Source organism: Mycobacterium sp. NPDC004974 (assembly GCF_053600815.1).
The window spans coordinates 22,555-41,543 of record NZ_JBSGAQ010000003.1 but is presented as its reverse complement, the minus strand read 5'-3'; the positions used below and the strand labels follow the sequence as shown (position 1 = coordinate 41,543).

Annotated in this window: 18 protein-coding genes and 1 tRNA gene; 14 read left to right on the top strand and 5 right to left on the bottom strand. The window is 64.4% G+C overall.

What is annotated here, in order from left to right; genetic code table 11:
- The first annotated feature begins 44 nt into the window (after positions 1-44).
- The 6 genes from ACWEFV_RS08245 to ACWEFV_RS08220 all read left to right on the top strand — a co-directional run bounded on the left by ACWEFV_RS08245 (position 45) and on the right by ACWEFV_RS08220 (position 5,897).
- Entirely contained in the window at positions 45-926 is an 882-nt protein-coding gene (locus ACWEFV_RS08245; RefSeq protein ID WP_135460196.1) for an LLM class flavin-dependent oxidoreductase, read from the top strand.
- A gap of 385 nt (positions 927-1,311) precedes the next feature.
- Complete coding sequence (locus ACWEFV_RS08240; protein ID WP_450069787.1) at positions 1,312-1,680, top strand: hypothetical protein; 369 nt, start codon at positions 1,312-1,314, stop codon at positions 1,678-1,680.
- Between the two features lie 168 nt (positions 1,681-1,848).
- Entirely contained in the window at positions 1,849-3,204 is a 1,356-nt protein-coding gene (locus tag ACWEFV_RS08235) for an LLM class flavin-dependent oxidoreductase (protein ID WP_450069786.1), read from the top strand.
- Between the two features lie 13 nt (positions 3,205-3,217).
- Positions 3,218-4,276: an ABC transporter substrate-binding protein gene (locus tag ACWEFV_RS08230; protein ID WP_450069785.1), complete on the top strand. Its 1,059-nt coding sequence runs from the start codon at positions 3,218-3,220 to the stop codon at positions 4,274-4,276.
- The gene (locus ACWEFV_RS08225; protein WP_450069784.1) at positions 4,273-5,154 is read left to right on the top strand and encodes an ABC transporter permease; all 882 of its coding nucleotides are present in this window, start codon (positions 4,273-4,275) and stop codon (positions 5,152-5,154) included. Before ACWEFV_RS08230 ends, ACWEFV_RS08225 begins: the two co-directional genes overlap by 4 nt.
- Positions 5,130-5,897 carry an ABC transporter ATP-binding protein gene (locus tag ACWEFV_RS08220; protein WP_450069783.1) on the top strand — a complete coding sequence of 256 codons (768 nt, stop codon included), beginning with the start codon at positions 5,130-5,132 and terminating at the stop codon, positions 5,895-5,897. The genes ACWEFV_RS08225 and ACWEFV_RS08220 overlap by 25 nt, the downstream gene beginning before the upstream one ends.
- 36 nt (positions 5,898-5,933) lie before the next feature.
- Here the strand turns inward: ACWEFV_RS08220 and ACWEFV_RS08215 are convergent, their stop codons facing one another.
- The 3 genes from ACWEFV_RS08215 to ACWEFV_RS08205 form a co-directional block, all read right to left on the bottom strand.
- The gene (locus ACWEFV_RS08215) at positions 5,934-6,272 is read right to left on the bottom strand and encodes a hypothetical protein (RefSeq protein WP_450069782.1); all 339 of its coding nucleotides are present in this window, start codon (positions 6,270-6,272) and stop codon (positions 5,934-5,936) included.
- A gap of 199 nt (positions 6,273-6,471) precedes the next feature.
- Positions 6,472-7,113 (bottom strand): GntR family transcriptional regulator, encoded by a 642-nt coding sequence (locus ACWEFV_RS08210; protein ID WP_286175101.1) that lies wholly within the window; start codon positions 7,111-7,113, stop codon positions 6,472-6,474.
- Positions 7,114-7,151: 38 nt separating this feature from the next.
- Entirely contained in the window at positions 7,152-8,309 is a 1,158-nt protein-coding gene (locus tag ACWEFV_RS08205) for an acyl-CoA dehydrogenase family protein (RefSeq protein WP_450069781.1), read from the bottom strand.
- Positions 8,310-8,711: 402 nt separating this feature from the next.
- Here ACWEFV_RS08205 and ACWEFV_RS08200 point away from each other — a divergent pair, with 402 nt between their 5' ends.
- The 3 genes from ACWEFV_RS08200 (at position 8,712) to ACWEFV_RS08190 (ending at position 11,272) form a co-directional block, all read left to right on the top strand.
- Positions 8,712-9,206 (top strand): ImmA/IrrE family metallo-endopeptidase, encoded by a 495-nt coding sequence (locus tag ACWEFV_RS08200; RefSeq protein ID WP_450069780.1) that lies wholly within the window; start codon positions 8,712-8,714, stop codon positions 9,204-9,206.
- Positions 9,197-10,450: a hypothetical protein gene (locus ACWEFV_RS08195; RefSeq protein WP_450069779.1), complete on the top strand. Its 1,254-nt coding sequence runs from the start codon at positions 9,197-9,199 to the stop codon at positions 10,448-10,450. Before ACWEFV_RS08200 ends, ACWEFV_RS08195 begins: the two co-directional genes overlap by 10 nt.
- Positions 10,451-10,858: 408 nt before the next feature.
- A complete protein-coding gene (locus tag ACWEFV_RS08190) occupies positions 10,859-11,272 on the top strand; it encodes a hypothetical protein (RefSeq protein WP_450069778.1) in 414 nt (137 codons plus the stop codon).
- Positions 11,273-11,289: 17 nt separating this feature from the next.
- Here ACWEFV_RS08190 and ACWEFV_RS08185 read toward each other — a convergent pair whose 3' ends face one another.
- Positions 11,290-12,243: a hypothetical protein gene (locus ACWEFV_RS08185; RefSeq protein WP_450069777.1), complete on the bottom strand. Its 954-nt coding sequence runs from the start codon at positions 12,241-12,243 to the stop codon at positions 11,290-11,292.
- A gap of 320 nt (positions 12,244-12,563) precedes the next feature.
- Between ACWEFV_RS08185 and ACWEFV_RS08180 the strand changes: the two genes are divergently transcribed.
- Positions 12,564-13,229, top strand: a complete 666-nt coding sequence (locus ACWEFV_RS08180; protein ID WP_450069776.1) for a DUF4760 domain-containing protein — start codon at positions 12,564-12,566, stop codon at positions 13,227-13,229.
- A 97-nt stretch (positions 13,230-13,326) separates the two neighbouring features.
- Here the strand turns inward: ACWEFV_RS08180 and ACWEFV_RS08175 are convergent.
- Positions 13,327-13,399, bottom strand: a tRNA-Arg gene (locus ACWEFV_RS08175).
- A 105-nt stretch (positions 13,400-13,504) separates the two neighbouring features.
- On the opposite strand from ACWEFV_RS08175, the gene argS reads away from it, so the two are divergent.
- The 4 genes from argS to thrC all read left to right on the top strand — a co-directional run bounded on the left by argS (position 13,505) and on the right by thrC (position 18,988).
- Positions 13,505-15,154, top strand: coding sequence for an arginine--tRNA ligase (gene argS / locus ACWEFV_RS08170; protein WP_450069775.1), 1,650 nt, complete (start codon positions 13,505-13,507; stop codon positions 15,152-15,154).
- Between the two features lie 83 nt (positions 15,155-15,237).
- Entirely contained in the window at positions 15,238-16,575 is a 1,338-nt protein-coding gene (lysA, locus tag ACWEFV_RS08165) for a diaminopimelate decarboxylase (RefSeq protein WP_450070150.1), read from the top strand.
- A complete protein-coding gene (locus ACWEFV_RS08160; protein ID WP_450069774.1) occupies positions 16,572-17,891 on the top strand; it encodes a homoserine dehydrogenase in 1,320 nt (439 codons plus the stop codon). Before lysA ends, ACWEFV_RS08160 begins: the two co-directional genes overlap by 4 nt.
- Complete coding sequence (thrC, locus tag ACWEFV_RS08155) at positions 17,888-18,988, top strand: threonine synthase (RefSeq protein WP_135457026.1); 1,101 nt, start codon at positions 17,888-17,890, stop codon at positions 18,986-18,988. The genes ACWEFV_RS08160 and thrC overlap by 4 nt, the downstream gene beginning before the upstream one ends.
- Position 18,989: the final 1 nt, after the last annotated feature.

Genomic DNA, 18,989 nt, shown 5'->3' with positions numbered 1-18,989 from the left:
ATGCTGCCACCTGGACGTGACAGAATCCGTGCGTGCGCGTGGGAATGACGATGCCGGTCATGGAACCTCAGTTGGATGCGACGACGCTGCGGTCCTGGGCGCACGTCATCGACGGAGGCCCGTTCTCGTCGCTGTGCTGGGGCGAGCGCATCGCCTTCGACAATCCCGACAGCCTGACCTTGCTGGGCGCACTGGCGGCGTGGACCGACCGGGTACGGCTGGTGACCACGGTGGTGGTGCCGCAGTTGCATGACCCCGTGATGCTGGCGAAAGGGCTGGCGACCGGTGATCTGCTGAGCGGCGGCCGGTTGACCGTGGGCATCGGCGTCGGTGGCCGCCACGAGGATTACCACGCGGTCGGCGCCGACCCGTCGTCCCAGACCCGGCGGGGAATGGCCGAGCGCGTCGCGGTGATGAAACGGGTCTGGGCCGGTGAGAAAGTCACCGACTCGGTGCTTCCGGTCGGGCCGCCACCGGTTCAGACCGGTGGCCCGCCCCTGCAGATCGGCTCCATCGGGCCGAAGACCATCCGTGACGCCGCGGCCTGGGCCGACGGCGTAGCCGGCACGACTCTGGATCTGGATCTGACCCGCCAGGCCGAGTTGTTCGACATCGCCCGCACCGCCTGGGCCGAGGCGGCCAAACCCAAGCCGCACCTCGCCACGTCGTTCTGGTTTGCGCTCGGTAAACCCGAGGAAGCCCGCGCCCAGGTGCACCGGCACCTGCGCCGGTACATGAACTGGATCCCGGCCGAATATGTCGACGCCATGGCTCCCATGACCGGTTGGGCCGGCACCGAAGAGGAGTTGATCGAGGTGCTCGGCAAGTTCGAGGACATCGGTACCGACGAGGTGCACCTGATCCCCACCAGCTCCGATATCGACCAGTTGCGCCGTGTGGCCGAGGTGGCCAAAGTCTTCGCCTGAGGCATCCTGGCCGGGCCACTCCAGCAAAACGTGAGCAAGATCATTCCGAGGCCTGCCGCGTAGTCTGGGTCTCGAAATCGCGATGAGTTCCCCTGCGTTGTCGTCTTCAAGGTGAACTGTCTGCGGCGCCCTCGAATACCGAGTAAGCGCATGATAGATCGGCGTACCACGCGGCTGTTAACCCGGCGGTTACCTGCTGTTCGGTTACGGTGACCGGTCCGGTCGGGTGCAATGGGCTGCGGCCAGGGGCCACCCCATGCAGGCGCAGCTACAGCAAACGATCTCGGGCGTCTGACATGGCAGGACGCCAGCGGGGTTCTGGGACTAGCGTGTCAAATTGGCGTCGCCGTCAGGCGATGCCGGACACGACAGTTGGGGACTCAGAATGCAGAAGAGTTTGATCGCCACGACCCTCGCCGCGGGGGCCATCGGCGCTGCGGTGGCGCTGTCCGCGCCCGCGTCGGCCGATTCCAAGGGCAACAGCACCGTCGGGTGCTCGCCGTGTGACCGTGTGTCTTCGTCGGTCACCGATGCCGTCACCGACGCCGCCAAGAGCGCGCTCACCGGTGGGGTCGATCTGCCCGAGAGCCCCATCGTCGACAAGTGGACGTCGTTCCCCGGTAAGACCGCTGAGAAGTGGACGTCGTTCCCCGGCAAGACCGCTGAGAAGTGGGCGACGTTCCCCGGCAAGACCGCAGAGAAATGGGGAAGCTTCCCGGGCAAGGTTCTGAAGAAGTGGACCGGCTTGGGCTGAGGCCGACCGAAGGCACCAAACCCCTCACGAGCGTGCGGCAGGCAAGCCGCACGCTCGTGTGCTGTCTGCGGGTTAGCTGAAATTTCACTGATCCAAACTGTTCTCGCAGCACAGCCCGCCCCCTGAAATAGACGCAGCCCGGTTCACCGACCAAAGGAGCTCGTCTCAATGGCTGCGCCCGCAAGGCAGTTGCACCTCAACGCATTCCTGCGCAACATCGGTCAACACGAAGCGGCGTGGCGTCTTCCGGAAACCGATCTGTCGGGCGTCACCGACATCGCCCACTACATCGAACTGGCCCGCATCGCCGAGCGTGGCAAGCTCGACGCGGTTTTCTTCGCCGACCATCCAGTCCTCAAGGACCAGACCGAGTTTCGCCCGTTCGATGCGCTCGACCCGATCACGCTGGTTGCCGCGCTGGCCGGGGCGACCACCAACGTCGGGCTGATCGCGACGGCGTCGACCACGTACAACGACCCGTACGGTTTGGCGCGGCGGTTCGCCACACTCGACCACGTTAGCCGAGGCAGGGCTGGCTGGAACGTCGTGACGACGGCCAATGCGTCGGCCGCGGCCAACTTCGGGGTGCCGAATCACCCGGACCCGGCCGATCGGTACCGGCGTGCCGATGAGTTCCTCCAGGTCGCGTTGAAGTTGTGGGACAGCTGGGAAGACGACGCGATCGTCGGCGACAAGGTCGCGCCACGCTTCGTTGATCCCGCCAAGATCCACGCGATCAACCACTCCGGCCGGCATTTCGATGTGGCCGGGCCGCTGGAGGTGCCGCGTTCCCCGCAGGGACATCCGGTGCTGTTCCAGGCCGGGTCTTCCGAGCCGGGTAAGGATCTCGCGGCCAGGTACGCCGAGGCCATCTTCACCGCGCAACCCACAGTGGACGAAGCCCGCGACTTCTACCGCGATGTCAAGGCCCGTATCCGGCGCTACGGTCGCAACCAGGACCAAGTGCACATTCTCCCCGGGCTGTCGACGATCATCGGTGGCACCGAAGCCGAGGCGCGCGAGCGGCAACGCGAGTTCGAAGAACTCACCGTGCCCGATTACGGGCTCGAACAACTGAGCGCCATCGTCGGATTCGCGGTCACCAAGGACGATCTGGACCGGAAACTGAGCTTCCCGGCCGAGGATCCGGGCGACACGTTCATCAAGAGCCGGCTTGCGCTGGTGAAGCGGTTGGTCGAGACCGACAACCTCACCGTACGTGAGCTGCTGCTGCGGCTCAGCAGCGGTCGGGGACACCGGTTGTTCGCAGGCACGCCCGAACAGGTGGCCGACACCATCGAGGAATGGTTCACCACCGGCGCCGCTGACGGTTTCAATCTCATCCCGCCGGCCCTGCCGTCCTCGCTGACCGACTTCGTCGACCACGTCGTCCCAGAGTTGCAGCGCCGCGGCATCTTCCGCGAGGAATACACCGGCAGCACACTTCGTGACCACCTCGGTTTGGACCGGCCGGCCAACCGATTCACCACCGGCGCGGACGCTCCCGTGTCGGCCGCGAGCTGACAGGGAACCAGATATGCGTAATCCGTTGACCCGCTTGACCCGGGTGATCCTGGCCGCCGGCCTCGTCGCGGGCGTGGTGGCCGGCTGCCAGTCGTCCGGATCCGGGGCGCAAGGCAGCGGCGGACTGTCCGCGGATGCACCGCTTCCGGTGGCGGTTCCGGAGGGGACCAGCCTGGTGGTCGCCGACGACGCGAACCGGCTCAAGACGTTGTTCAAACTCTCCGGTGAGCAGGACCGGCTCAGCGCCGACGTGACCTACGCCAACTTCAGCAGCGGACCGCTGCGCCTGGAGGCGATCCGTTCGGGCAACGCGCAACTGGGCCGGGTCGGCGATGTTCCGCCCATCCTCGCGCAGTATTCGGACGCCGGGGTGCCGATCGTCGGGGCGGTGAAGTACGACGGGAACGGGCTGGTGCTGGCAACCTCACCGGGTTCGGGTATCAAGTCACTGAAAGACCTGGCAGGCAAGAAGATTGCGATCAACGAGGGCACGGCGCAGCAGGCGGTCGTGCTACGCAACCTCAAGTCCGCGGGCCTGAGCATCAAGGACGTACAGCCCATCAATCTGGGTCTGGCCGAGTTCGCCGACGGCCTGCGTGCCGAGCAGGTCAACGCCGCGGTGCTCAAGCAACCGGACCGCGTCCGGTACCTCGCGTCCACGCAGGGGGAGGGGAGCATCGAAATCCCCAATGCCCCAGGTGCCTATCCCGGCCTGTACTACGTCTACGCCAGCAGGGAAGCGCTGTCCGACCCGGCTCGCGCGGCGGCCATCCGCGAGTTCGTGATCGCCTGGTACCGCGCCGAACAGTGGCTCAACGACAACAAGCAGACCTGGATCGACGAGTACCTGATCAAGGATCAGAAGGTCAGCCCGGAAGACGCAAAGGCCATCGCCGCGGCCGACGGAAAGTCCTCGGTGCCGGGGTTCACCGATGAGCTGATCACCACCCAGCAGGAGACCATCGACCTGCTGCAGCAGGCGGGCGCATTCTCCGGGAAGCAATTGCCCGCCAAGGACGAATTCGATTCCCGGTTCGCCGATCTCAATGCGACGTCGACGGGCAAACAGTGACCACCGTCCAGACGGCGCCCGCTTCGGCGGTGACAGTGGGAGCGGCGGCTGCCGGACGCCAGGATTATCCGCATCTGGAACACCGGTCGGGCAGTGAACGTCGCCGGCGGCTGGGGCCGGGGCGCGCCATCCCCGCGTCGCTGGCCGTCGGACCGCTTCTGCTGGTTGTCATCTGGATCGTCACGTCGCAGCTGGGCATCCTCGATCCGCGTACCCTGCCGCACCCGCTGGACATCGTGCGCACGATCGGCGAGATGTGGTCGGACGGTCGGTTGCCCACGAACATCCTCGCCTCACTCAAGCTGGCATCGATCTCGTTGGCCATCGGCGTGGCATTGGGTCTGGTGCTCGCGTTGATCTCGGGGCTCAGTCGCATCGGCGAGGCCATCGTCGACGGGCCCATCCAGGTCAAGCGCGCGGTGCCGACCCTGGCCATCATCCCGCTCGCGATCATCTGGTTCGGCATCGGCGACACCATGAAGATCATCATCATCGCCACCAGCGTGCTGATTCCGGTCTACATCAACACCACCGCACAGCTCAAGGGTGTCGACCTGCGCCACGTCGAACTCGCTGAAACCGTTGGGCTTTCCCGCAGTCAGTTCATCCGCAAGGTGGCCATCCCCGGTGCCCTGCCCGGTTTCTTCACCGGGCTGCGGCTCGCGGTCACCATCTCGTGGACCGCGCTGGTGGTCGTCGAACAGGTCAATGCGACCAGTGGTATCGGCTATCTGATGACCCAGGCCCGGCTGTATGGGCAGCTGGACGTCGTGGTGGTCGGCCTGCTCGTCTACGCGGTGTTCGGACTCACCGGCGACTACGCGGTCCGGGCCATCGAGAGGAGAGCGTTGTCGTGGCGGCGCGCACTGGGAACCTGACCGACGAAGTCGCCGTCGTCCGGCAACTGAGCCGATCATTCGGTGGCACAACGATTCTCGACGCGGTGGACCTCAGCATCCGCAAGGGTGAGTTCGTGGCCCTGCTGGGGCGCAGCGGCTCCGGCAAGAGCACGCTGCTGCGGGCGCTGGCCGGGCTGGATCACGGAGTCGCCGGAACAGGGGACCTGTTCGTCGCCCGCGATGTGTCGGTGGTGTTCCAGGACTCCCGGCTGCTGCCGTGGGCGCGGGTGCTCGACAACGTCGCGCTCGGTTTGTCCGGTCGCGAGGTCAGACAACGGGCGAGCACGGTGCTCGCCGATGTCGGCCTGGCCGGACGCGAACAGGCCTGGCCGTACGAGCTGTCCGGGGGTGAACAACAACGGGTGGCGCTGGCCCGGTCGCTGGTGCGCAATCCCGCGCTATTGCTGGCAGATGAACCCTTCGGGGCGCTCGACGCGCTCACCCGGGTTCGCATGCACCACCTGCTCAAGGAACTGTGCGCGAAGTACGAACCCGGGGTCCTGCTGGTGACGCACGATGTCGACGAAGCCGTGACGCTGGCTGATCGCGTGCTCGTCCTCGACGGCGGATCGTTCGTCGTCGATCGTCACCTGGACTTCCAGACGCCGGGTGCCCGCACCTACCGCAACCCTGAGTTCGTCGCGCACCGCGAGGCGCTGCTCGCCGCGCTCGGCGTGGGGGAGGCGGAGGGTCACAAACAGATCAGTGGTGACCCGCTGTAAACGGATCACCACTGATGCGAGGCGGTGTTCGGAGGTTTACTCCTCACCACCGCCGGACCACTTGTCCTTCAGCTTGCCGGGGAAGTCGCTCCACTTCTTGGCGACCTCGCCGGGGGCTTTGGCCCACTTGTCGGCGGTGTTGGCGGGGAAGCTGCCCCACTTGTCGGTGATGTTGCCCGGGAAGGTGGCCCACTTGTTCGCCTGAATCTCGGTGGCGCAGGACCACTTCTCGCCGCTGGTCGGCGTGTAGCCATCCTCGCTGTTGATCTTGTCGACGATGTCGGAGCAGTTCGGTGCCGCCGCGGCCGGCGCGGCGAGTGCGAGTCCGGCGCCCAAGGCTCCAGCGGCCACCGCTGCTGCGACGAACTTCTGCATGCTTTTGTCCCCCCACTGACGGAATCCCGAAATGTTGGGGTCACTGTATACCCTTGGGGCAGTTAGCTGAAGGCTTTTCTTCCGCTGCTTTGGAGTCCGGGTCCACGTTCCGCTCAGGGCAGGCAGGACTCTCGGAACCGGGGTAGCGATGGATTCAAACTTTCGTTCGCCAGAACCGCACGGTCGGGTGAAGTGGCGATCATGCGGAGTCGCCGTTCTGGGCCAGGTGCTCGGCAAGTAATGCGCCGGCATTGCGGATGTGCCGGGCCATCGCGCCACGGGCCTTCTCGGGGTCGTTGGTCCGCAGATGCTCGATGATGGCGCGGTGATCCTGGGCCGAGGCCTCGGGCCACCCTTCCACCGCGGCGAAGAATTTTCGCGGTGCGTATGCCAGCGTTGTCTTGATTAGCCAGCGCATCTTGCGCGATCCGCTCAGCTCGTAGATCAGGGCGTGGAACTGATGGTTGAGGCGTTCCTCTTCATCGAAATCGTTGGCGGCAGCGGCACGTTCGAGCGCCTCCTGGATGCGTTCGAGTTCATCGACCGCGGTCGGCGTGATCGTGGCGGCAGTGCGGGCCGTGAGCTCACCGCCCAACAGCGCCTGGGCGTCATAGATGTCGCGAATGTCGTCGCTGGACAGCGCGGTCACCATGAAACCGCGCCGAGGCTCCACGGACAGAAAGCCCTCGGTCTGCAGTTGGAGCAGGCCTTCGCGCGCCGGAGTGGCGCTGATCCCGAGTTCATCGGCGACCGTTTCCGGTCGGATGAACTCTCCGGACTGCAGCTGTCCCGAAACGATGAGTTCGCGAACGTGGGCCGAGGCGACGTCGGACAACCGCATCGGTACGAGTCTTTTCGAGTTCCCGGTCATGGCATGCCTCAGATGTCGAGTCCGCCGCGTTTGACCAACTGCTTGGCGATCACGCCGCGCTGGATCTCGTTGGTGCCTTCACCGACGATCATCAGTGGCGCGTCACGGAAATAGCGTTCGACGTCGTACTCGGTGGAGTATCCGTAGCCGCCGTGAATCCGCACCGCGTTGAGCGCGATTTCCATCGCGGTCTCGGAGGCGAACAGCTTGGCCATGCCGGCCTCCATGTCGCAGCGCCCGCCGGCGTCGATCCTCTCGGCCGCATCGAGCAGGAGGCTGCGGGCGGCGTAGAGCTTGGTGCCCATGTCGGCGAGCATGTTGCCGACCGATTGGTGCTGCCAGATCGGCACCCCGAAGCTCTCCCGGTCCTGCGCGTACTGCAGTGCGTCGTCGAAGGCGGCCCGGGCGACCCCGGTTGCCCGGGCCGCGACCTGGATTCGGCCGACCTCGAGTCCCTTCATCATCTGCGCGAAGCCACGTCCTTCGACGCCACCGAGCAGTGCCTCCGAATCCACCTGGCAGTCAACGAAATTGATCTCACAGCTCTCGACGCCCTTGTATCCCAGTTTCGGCAGGTCCTTCGAGACCGTGAAGCCGGGGACCTTCTCCACCAACAGGATCGACACCCCCTTGTGGGCGGGGCTGGCGGCCGGATCGGTCTTGCACAGCAGCGCCACGAGGCCGGCTTTGCGGGCGTTGCTGATCCAGGTCTTCGACCCGTTGATCACATAGTCGGATGCGTTCTTCGTGGCGACGGTCCGCATGGCCTGCAGGTCGGAGCCGCCGCCGGGTTCGGTCAGCGCCATCGTCGCGCGGAGCTCGCCGGTGGCCATCCGCGGGAGGTATTTCTGCTTCTGTTCCTCGGTGCCGAACTGCAACAGGAGCTTGGAGACCACGGTGTGTCCGCCCATCGCTCCGGCCAGGCTCATCCAGCCGCGCGCCAGCTCCTCGGTGACCTGTGCGTAGCACGGCATCGAAACCGCGGCGAAGCCATACGGTTCCGGGATCGCCAGCCCGAAGATGCCCAGTTCCTTCATCGCCTCGATGAGCTCTTCGGGATAGGTGTTGGCGTGCTCGAGTTCGCGGACCACGGGCCGGACCTGCTTGTCGACGAAGTCGCGGACGGTACTGACGATGGCCTGCTCTTCGGCGGACAAGGTGATCACTGCGGCATCCTCCCTGAAAACTCTATAGAAAATATTCTATAGAGTTGCGGAGGTTTGGCACTCCGGGTTGTTCCGAGCGTTGGCATGCTGCCGCACGACCGGCGCTGCTGTCACTGTGTTGCAGTGCCGGTTCGCCTCGGTCCGGCCTTCATTTGGGCCGCCGGGTGCAAGGCTGGAATGGCGAGTTAGGTCCGTGGCATCAACTCACTTGCCGACGTCAGCGAACTGGTTATGTCGGGCATAGCGCTTGCGGTCATGGCCAATGGGGAGACGTAACTGCGCAGGGCGACGCGCCGAACGGACAAACCGGCAGGTAGGGCGGCATGTCCGACCCGACCGCTACAGTGGCGAATGTGGGATACGGAGGACGCAGGAAAGGCGGCGGTGGCAATGTCTGCATACGTGACTGATCCCGCAGGGCTAACTAATCGTGCAATTTCGGAATACGCCGAAAGGGTCGGCCAAGGTCATAACATCTACGACGCTGATGGCTGCGCCGACATAGATATGCTGCTCAAGCGACTCGGCGGCGAAGTGCAGCTCGCAACGGACGAGGAATCGCTCTATGTGCGCAGTCGGGGTAACTTCACCGTGTTTATTCCGCACTTCACTTCTTCTCGGCGAGACCGGTTCACAATTGCCCACGAGCTAGGTCACTACTTCCTCCATTACTTATACCCGAAAGAGTTGGAAAGCAAGAAGTTCGGACGTGGAGGACGTGACCGGGCGGAAACAGAAGCGAATGTCTTCGCATCAGCGCTGCTGATGCCCACCGAAAAATTTACTGAGGCATATCAGGAACTCGAAAGCGACCAGTGGTTGCTCGCAAGCAGATTTGATGTATCACCCCGTGCGGCAGCGGTGCGTGCCGAGGTGCTCGGTCTCAAGTGCCAATGAATAATGGCGAGAGCGTCTCGCTGCTATTTCTGTCATGCGATCTGACTGGATCGACCAGCTTCAAGCAGACAAATCCGGATGACCTTCCCGAGCCATGGCAGAAGGTTTTTCTGCAGTTCTACCGAGAATTTCCCCAGCGTATTGCTACAACCCAAAGTGAGCTTGGCACAGTTGATCTCAACTTCAATCTGTGGAAGCCAATCGGTGACGAGCTGATATTTTCGTGTGAAGTGCGGTCGGAAGACGACGTCTTCAACGCGGTGCGTACGTGGCTAAAGTCGATGAAAGATTACGAGACGCATTCGCTGGACGACATACCTATGGGCACAAAGGGCGGTGCGTTTATCGCTACGTTTCCGGGCCCGGACAGTCGGTCGAGTGTTCCGCGCAAGCCTTTTGCTGAAGAGTCCGACGATGACGTTGTCGATCTGAACAGAATTGCATTAGAAACCATAGATCACGAGAAATTCGTGTACGACTACTTTGGTCCGAGTATCGACACGGGTTTCCGCGTTATTGGTGAGTGCGATTCTCGGTATTTCACCCTGTCTGTCGAAGTTGCGCTAGCGATTCTTGGCAGGTCGCGCGCGCCTGGCATTGTAAGAAAAGAAGAAGACACTCGAGATCTTATGTTACTCAAATTCGTTGAGCTGAAGGGCGTTTGGAAGAATCAACGGTATCCGATCGTTGCAATCGACACCGAGTTTGATGACCCTGTGAATGCAGCATATAGAAAATTTGAGATGCGCGGAACGCCCGACGAATTGCACGAACTTTGTTCCGCGTGTTATCACAGCGGCAAAGAATGGCCGTCAAAAATCTACTTACCCGGTTCGTGGGCCACTACGTACCAGGAGAGGCCGAAGCACGCGCTTGCGGACTATGTGCCCGCGACTACGTCTGAGGGTGCTGAGGAGTTGGCAAAAGACGAGCCGGAGGATGCGCTTCCGTTGGAGGGCGAGCTCGATCTAGGGCTGGTGCCTAAAACTGATATCGCCAGGGCGTACCTCACTGCGCTCCCTGCCGATCGTGAGATTCATGGCTACATGCCGAACGGTGAACTGCTATGCGGGCTGATCGGCGACGACGGCAACGAGCCGTATGTGCCAAATATGCCAGAGCCTGACCTGTTCGATCCGTACGAGTCCGACGTTTGCAATACGTGCAAAGCGCTGTGGAATCTCCTGCCGGACGATTACCCCCATCCCGATCCTGACAGTTACGGAGATAAAGGCCGCCCGTAGTCGATCTGGCGGTACACTTCTGCCGCCGATGGTCCTGTTCGTCGCCCAGCATTGATCCAGGACGCCTTTCCTGGCGTCTCCAGCGGGCTTAAGCTCAGCAGCAGGACGGCCCAAAGGCTGAGGTGCTAAACCTCGAAAACCATTCGGCCATAGCACTTTTCGGTTGACGCGAATCGCGACGGTTCATCTGTCACCAACCCCACAACTGCTCTACCCGGTGCGCGTTGAGGCGATCCTCTGCAGCGCCAACAAAACTTCCGACCTGCGTCTGAGTGCGACTGCCTCCGCAGGCCATCACATATTCGCAGCGGAAGTGCGCTACCGCGTATCCGAAAGCTGTTGACAGTCATGGCAATCTGCGGAGCGGTTTCTCCGCAAGCGTTTCCTGCTCTGCAGCGGACTGGTCAGATGAGCCACCACGACCGCAACGGTCACCCGATCACCGAGACGGAAAAGCTCACGCTGTATGCCGATCTGGCCTATCGGCAGGTAGCGGCGTTGGTGTCTCGCAACGGGCGAGTCGAACTGATCACCTGGTGGCTCGGCGGTGCCCCGTCGCTGCTGTTCTCGACGACTGTCATCGGTGGCCCCAACGTCGGCGCAATTGTGTTCTACCGGAATGAACTCGACGCGCGCTTCGGCCACCAGCGTGCCGTCGGAGACCTGCTGGCGCGGCGACATGTGTGGTTCCGGCGCAGTCCGTTCAGGAAACCCGGCCCGATGGTGCTCATGCCGTCGGCGGTAAATCTGGCCGCTGATCGTTGCCGACGGCACAGCTACCCGTTCCGAGGAACTGCATGCTGCCGGTGTGGACGTGCCTGAGAACGTCAGGCGGGTTCTTAGGCGGGGGAGCGGTGAACGGCTTCAGCGGCTATGTCCGCCGCCCACTCGGGAGGTTGGCCCTTGGCCGAAAGGAGACGTGCGGCTATAACTCCGTCCGGCGTCAGACGCACGCGTTCAAAAACCTTTCTGTCTCGATTGGTTGACGTTGAGACGACCTCAATCAGACCGCTGTCTATGAGCCGCTGATACGCCGCCGGGCGACCATCTGCTTCAGGCCAGTGAACATAAACAGTCGGTTCCTTATCGACGGAGAGCGTTTGGATGCGTGTGCGCACGTTGGCGATGAAGCCGCCGAGCACTTGGATCGAACGGATCGGCAGGCCGCGCAGTATTTCAGCGACGCGTTCGCCTTCGTCTTGCGTCGGCCAGGTCTCTAACAGGTTGCTCCACTCGGCTGTTCGTTGCACGCGGCGAACGCGGTCGTTGTGTTCTACTTCAGTACCTGTGGAAACGGCTCCTGCAGAACTTAGCCAGTTGTTCTTGATCGCCTCCTTGAGCCGTGACTCCAGTGCACTTTCCAGCGCGGACGCATCCTCAGCTTGATCACCAGTCGGCTCCTGACTAGTGACATCTTCGATTGCAGCCGGAACTGCCTGACGCACAAGGGCTTTAAGCACAGTATCGAACTGCCCACGCTGATTTGTCAGCAGCGATGCTGTCGTGGCCCGCATGTCGGCGAGGGCCGACTTTGTCTCGCCACTCACCTGTGTGGCTTGCTGCGCTTGCGCCATCGTGACGATCAACTGTGCCGCGAACGACAACACTGCCAGCGCCAGCGCGACCGTGGACAGCGTGTCGACATCTTTGATGGTGAGGATGACGATCACTGTCACGAACAGCGCGAGGCTGAGCGTGCCGAGGATGGTGGTCACGACGGGCCACGCGATAGTCATCCCACGCGATGGCTGCGGATCGCTCGCGCCAGCTTGATCACCGATGTTGTCCTGCATGTGAGCAGGTTGTCATCAGTTCGGGGCTCCAGCCAGCATGTCTCCGGCGTGCCGGACCGCCCAATTTCTGCGAGCACAGCGGTGACGCGCTCTAGCGCGGCGATCACGGCGGGGTCATCAGGGTCGGATCCCTCGGCGGCGATGGCCGCCCGTTCGAAGTCATCCATGGGTCGTTAGACGCAGCGGGGGAGGGGGGTGACCGGTTCCCTGCAATCACGTATCGAGGCGCATTAGAGTCCCGCACATGGCTGGCGGGGGGGACCCACGGGTCCAAGCATGAGGATGGCATTCGGGCTTGGTGGAAGAAGGGCGGATGGAGGATGGTCGCGCTGCTCGCAGCGGGCCTCGCCGTCGGGGCAGTGGTGGAACACTGCGCCGGCCTGATTCGTCACTTGCCGCACATTCCCACCGATCCGAAGGGCCCGACCTGGGCTGAGATCCTCATGCTTGTTCTCACCGCCGCGTTGCTGGGCGTCGGCGGCCTCGCGCTGTCCACTGTCAAAGAGGCCCGTAGCGCCCGCAATGGGCAGTACATGACGGAACTGTCGCGGCGGTGGGACGAACCCCTCAACCGGGACGTGCGCCAGAGGGTCCAGTGGTACGCGGAGAATGGGCTGGATAACTTCGACCACACCGTGGAGGCGAAACCACCCCAAAGGCTCAGGGAAGTCATGGTGGAGCTCCGCAAGCAGAACGACCGCGACTATCGAACGTTGCTGACTGATCCAAGCTATCTGGAAGACATCGCGATCATGGTCTACCTCGGGCAGATGGACCCTGACCTCGTGAATGAGTCACTCGGATTCCACGTCCCGTACCGCTGGAGTCTGTGGAGGCCGACCATCGAGGCACTCCGGGACATGGACGAGGCGCCGACCCGGTTCGAACGCTTTGAACAGCTCGCTATGGACATTGCGCGAAGGGACCCTAAGACGAGCAGGCTCGGAGCCGACGGTGAGATCGAATGGAGCGACTTCCGGGAGTGATGTCCGCTACGTCTGACGCTGGTCAGAGGCCTGAGATGGGATTGCACACACATCGCACGTGTTAGCTGGAAAAACCTGTTTCCGCTGGTAGGAAGAGTGCCCCCGGCAGGATTCGAACCTGCGGCCTTCTGCTCCGGAGGCAGACGCTCTATCCCCTGAGCTACGGGGGCGCGGGCTGGAGACCAGCTGCGCCGATTGGGCTTGCATAGCGTAGCGCATACAAGAGCGAATACGGATTCGGGGCGCGGGGACCCAAGACCATAGGATGGACCCTCGTGACCCCCGCTGACCTTGCAGAGCTGCTCAAGGCTACTGCCGCCGCAGTGCTGACCGAACACGACCTGGACACCGCCGCGTTGCCCGACACCGTCACGGTCGAGCGCCCGCGCAACCTTGAGCACGGCGACTACGCGACCAACCTCGCGCTGCAGCTCGGTAAGAAGGTCGGCGTCAATCCGCGCGAGCTGGCCGGCTGGCTGGCCACCGCACTGGCCGCGGCCGACGGCATCGCCGCCGCCGAGGTCGCCGGTCCCGGCTTCGTCAACCTGCGCATCGAGGCCTCCGCGCAGGGCGTCATCATCACCAACGTGCTCGACGCGGGCGCGGCGTACGGCAACTCTGCCGAGCTGAACGAGAAGGTCAACCTGGAGTTCGTCTCGGCCAACCCGACCGGGCCGATCCACATCGGCGGCACCCGCTGGGCTGCGGTCGGCGACGCGCTGGGCCGGCTGCTGACCACACAGGGCGCCGACGTCACCCGCGAGTACTACTTCAACGACCACGGCGCCCAGATCGACCGGTTCGCCCGCTCATTGGTCGCCGCGGCCAAGGGAGAGCCGGCACCGGAGGACGGCTACGCCGGCAGCTACATCAACGACATCGCCGCGGCGGTGCTGGCCAAGCAGCCCGATGCGATGAGCCTGCCCGACGATGAGCGGCAGGAAGCCTTCCGTGAGATCGGCGTGGACTTGATGTTCACCCACATCAAGGAATCGCTGCACGAGTTCGGCACCGACTTCGATGTGTACACCCACGAAGACTCGATGCACACCTCCGGCCGCGTCGACCAGGCCATCGCCAAGCTGCGCGAGACCGGCAACATCTACGAGAAGGACGGCGCAACCTGGTTGCGCACCACCGAATTCGGTGACGACAAGGACCGCGTCGTCATCAAGAGCGACGGCAACGCGGCCTACATCGCCGGTGACCTGGCGTACTACCTCGACAAGCGCGAGCGTGGATTCGACCTGTGCATCTACATGCTCGGCGCCGACCACCACGGCTATATCGCACGGCTGAAGGCCGCCGCGGCCGCGCTCGGTGACAACCCGGACACCGTCGAGGTGCTGATCGGCCAGATGGTCAACCTGGTCCGCGACGGCCAGCCGGTACGGATGAGCAAGCGCGCAGGCACCGTCATCACTCTCGACGATCTCGTCGAGGCCATCGGCGTCGACGCCGCACGGTACTCACTCATCCGCTCCTCGGTGGACACCCCGATCGACATCGATCTGGCGCTGTGGTCCAGCGCGTCCAACGAAAACCCGGTCTACTACGTGCAATACGCGCATGCCCGGTTGTCGGCGCTGGCCCGCAATGCCGCCGACCTCGGTGTCACCGCCGACACGGCTCACCTGGATCTGCTGACCCACGACAAAGAGGGCATTCTGATCCGCAACCTGGGAGAGTTCCCCCGGGTGCTCAAAGCCGCTGCCGCGCTGCGCGAGCCGCACCGCGTGTGCCGGTACCTGGAAGACCTGGCCGGCGACTACCACCGGTTCTACGACGCCTGCCGCGTGCTGCCGCAGGGCGACGAGGAACCGGGCGATCTGAACGCAGCGCGGTTGGCGCTGTGCGAGGCCACCCGCCAGGTGATCGCCAACGGACTGGCCATCCTCGGTGTCACTGCTCCGGAGCGCATGTGAACGCGCATCCCGCCGGGCCGCGGCACGCCGAAGAGGTTCACCACCCCGGCGCGCCGGTGAAGCCGCAGAGTCCCGACGAGGTCATGTTGCTGGCCCCGAATGTGTGGCCGCGCAACCTGGTTCGTGGTGACGGCGGTGTGGTGTCGATCGCCGGGGTGCCGGTCACCGAACTGGCGGCCGAATACGGCACTCCGCTGTTCGTGATCGACGAGGACGACTTCCGGGCCCGCTGCCGCGACATCGCCGCGGCGTTCGGCGGCGGCGACTATGTGCACTACGCCGCCAAGGCGTTCCTGTGCAGTGAGATCGCGCGCTGGGTCGACGAGGAAGGTCTGTCGCTCGACGTGGCCACCGGGGGCGAGCTTGCGGTGGCGCTGCACGCCGACTTCCCGCCGGAGCGAATCACCCTGCACGGCAACAACAAATCCGTCGCCGAGCTGACCGCGGCGGTCAAGGCCGGGGTCGGGCATGTGGTCGTCGATTCCCTGATCGAGATCGCGCGTCTGGACGAGGTCGCCGGAGCGGCGGGCATCGTCCAGGACGTGCTGGTGCGGGTGACGCCCGGGGTGGAGGCGCACACCCACGAGTTCATCTCCACCGCCCACGAGGACCAGAAGTTCGGATTGTCACTGGCCAGTGGCGCGGCGATGGACGCGGTACGCAAGGTGTTCGCCACCGACAACCTGCGCCTGGTCGGACTGCACAGTCACATCGGCAGCCAGATCTTCGACGTGGCCGGCTTCGAGGTGGCCGCACACCGGGTGATCGGCCTGCTGCGTGACGTCGTATCGGAATTCGGTGTCGAGAAGACGTCTCAGATGTCGATCATCGATCTCGGCGGCGGTCTGGGTATTTCCTATGTGCCGCAGGATGATCCGCCGCCGATGCAGGAGCTTGCCGACAAGCTGCTGGCCATCGTGCGTAGCGAGTCCGAGGCCGTTGGGCTCCCGACGCCGAAGCTCGTGGTCGAGCCGGGCCGCGCCATCGCCGGGCCGGGCACCATCACGCTCTACGAGGTCGGCACCGTCAAGGACGTGGCGATCAGCGCCACCGCGCAACGGCGCTACGTGAGTGTCGACGGCGGGATGAGCGACAACATCCGCCCCGCCCTGTACGGCGCCGAGTACGACGCGCGGTTGGTCTCCCGGGTCAGCGATGCACCCGCGACGCTGGCGCGGATCGTCGGAAAGCACTGCGAGACCGGTGACATCGTCGTTCGCGACACCTGGGTCTCGGAGGACATCGCGCCCGGCGACCTGCTGGCAGTTGCCGCCACCGGCGCCTACTGCTACTCGATGTCAAGCCGGTACAACCTGCTGTGCCGACCTGCTGTGGTGGCCGTGAAGGACGGCAAGGCGCGTTTGGTGCTCCGTCGGGAGACCGTCGACGATCTTTTGAGCCTGGAGGTGAGTGGTCAATGAGTGAGAAGCCCATCGGCGTAGCGGTATTGGGGCTGGGCAACGTCGGCAGCGAAGTGGTGCGCATCATCAACGAGAGCGCCGCCGATCTCGCCGCCCGCATCGGCGCCCCGCTCGAGGTGCGCGGCATCGGGGTGCGCAAGGTCTCCGGTGACCGTGGTGTGCCCAAGGATCTGCTCACCGACGACATCGTCGAGCTGGTATCGCGCGACGACGTCGACATCGTGGTGGAGTTGATGGGGCCGGTGAAGCCGGCTCGCAAGGCCATCCTGGCCGCGCTCGAGCAGGGCAAGTCGGTGGTCACCGCCAACAAGGCGTTGATGGCGCAGTCCACCGGCGAGCTGGCGCAGGCCGCCGAAAAGGCGCGCGTCGACCTGTATTTCGAAGCCGCAGTGGCGGGCGCCATCCCGGTGATCCGCCCGCTCACCCAGTCGCTGGCCGGTGATTCGGTGCTGCGGGTGGCGGGCATCGTCAACGGCACCACCAACTACATCCTGTCCGAGATGGACAGCACCGGAGCCGATTACGCCTCGGCATTGGCCGACGCCAGTGCTCTGGGTTATGCCGAGGCCGATCCCACGGCCGATGTCGAGGGCTACGACGCCGCGGCCAAGGCAGCCATCCTGGCCTCGATTGCGTTCCACACCCGGGTCACTGCCGACGATGTCTATCGCGAGGGCATCACCAAGGTGAGCGCGACCGACTTCGAATCCGCTCGTGCCCTGGGTTGCACCATCAAACTGCTGGCCATCTGTGAGCGGCTGACCAGCGATGAAGGCAAGCAACGTGTCTCGGCGCGGGTCTACCCGGCGCTGGTGCCGTTGTCGCACCCGCTGGCGGCGGTCAACGGTGCCTTCAATGCCGTGGTGGTCGAGGCCGAGGCGGCCGGTCGGCTGATGTTCTACGGCCAGGGCGCCGGGGGAGCGCCGACCGCGTCGGCGGTGATGGGTGACGTCGTGATGGCCGCGCGCAACCGGGTCCAGGGTGGACGCGGCCCGCGCGAATCCAAGTACGCCAAGCTGCCGATCGCCCCGATCGGGGTCATCCCCACCCGCTACTACGTGAACATGAACGTCTCGGACCGGCCCGGCGTGTTGTCTGCCGTGTCGGCCGAGTTCTCCAAGCGTGAGGTCAGCATCGCCGAGGTACGTCAGGAGGGCATGGTCGACGAGGGCGGCCGGCCGTGTGGTGCACGCATCGTGGTGGTCACCCACCAGGCCACCGATGCCGCGCTCTCCGAAACCGTCGAGGCGCTGGCCGATCTCGACGTGGTGCAGACCATCAACAGCGTGCTGCGTATGGAAGGAACGGACGCATGAACCCCGGGACGCAAGGAAAGACCAGCGCAGGACCGGTGCACCGGCCCTGGCCGGGATTGATCGAGGCCTACCGCGATCGGCTGCCGGTCGGCGACAACTGGACGCCGATCACCTTGCTCGAGGGTGGCACGCCGCTCATCCATGCCAAGCGCCTGAGCGAACTCACCGGTTGCACAGTGCATCTCAAGGTCGAGGGGCTCAACCCGACCGGCTCGTTCAAGGACCGCGGCATGACCGTGGCGGTCACCGAGTCACTGGCGCGCGGACAGCAAGCCGTGATGTGCGCTTCCACCGGTAACACCTCGGCCTCGGCTGCGGCCTATGCCGCGCAGGCCGGCATCACCTGTGCCGTGCTGATCCCGCAGGGCAAGATCGCGATGGGCAAGCTGGCGCAGGCGGTCATGTACGGCGCCAAGATCATTCAGGTCGACGGCAACTTCGACGACTGTCTGGAGCTGGCTCGCAAGATCACCGCGGATTTCCCGACCATCGCCCTGGTGAACTCGGTCAACCCGTACCGCATCGAGGGACAGAAGACCGCCGCGTTCGAGATCGTCGACGCGCTGGGCACCGCGCCCGATGTGCACGCGCTGCCGGTGGGCAACGCCGGGAACATCACTGCCTACTGGAAGGGCTACTCCGAGTACCACCGCGACGGCCTGTCGGACCGACTTCCGCGCATGCTCGGCACCCAGGCGGCCGGAGCTGCCCCGCTGGTGCTGGGTGAGCCGGTCAAGGAGCCCGAGACCATCGCGACCGCCATCCGGATCGGTTCGCCGGCGTCGTGGTCCGGAGCGGTCGAGGCCCAGCAGCAGTCCAAGGGCCGGTTCCTGGCGGCTACCGACGACGAGATCCTGGCGGCGTATCACCTGATCGCCCGCAGCGAAGGCGTGTTCGTCGAGCCCGCGTCGGCGGCCAGCGTGGCAGGTCTGCTCAAGTCGATCGAGGACGGCTGGGTCGCGCGTGGCTCGACCGTGGTCTGCACCGTCACCGGCAACGGCCTCAAGGATCCCGACACCGCGCTCAAGGACATGCCCACCGTCACCCCGGTGCCGGTCGATCCGGTTGCCGTCGTCGCCAAGCTCGGACTGGTCTGAG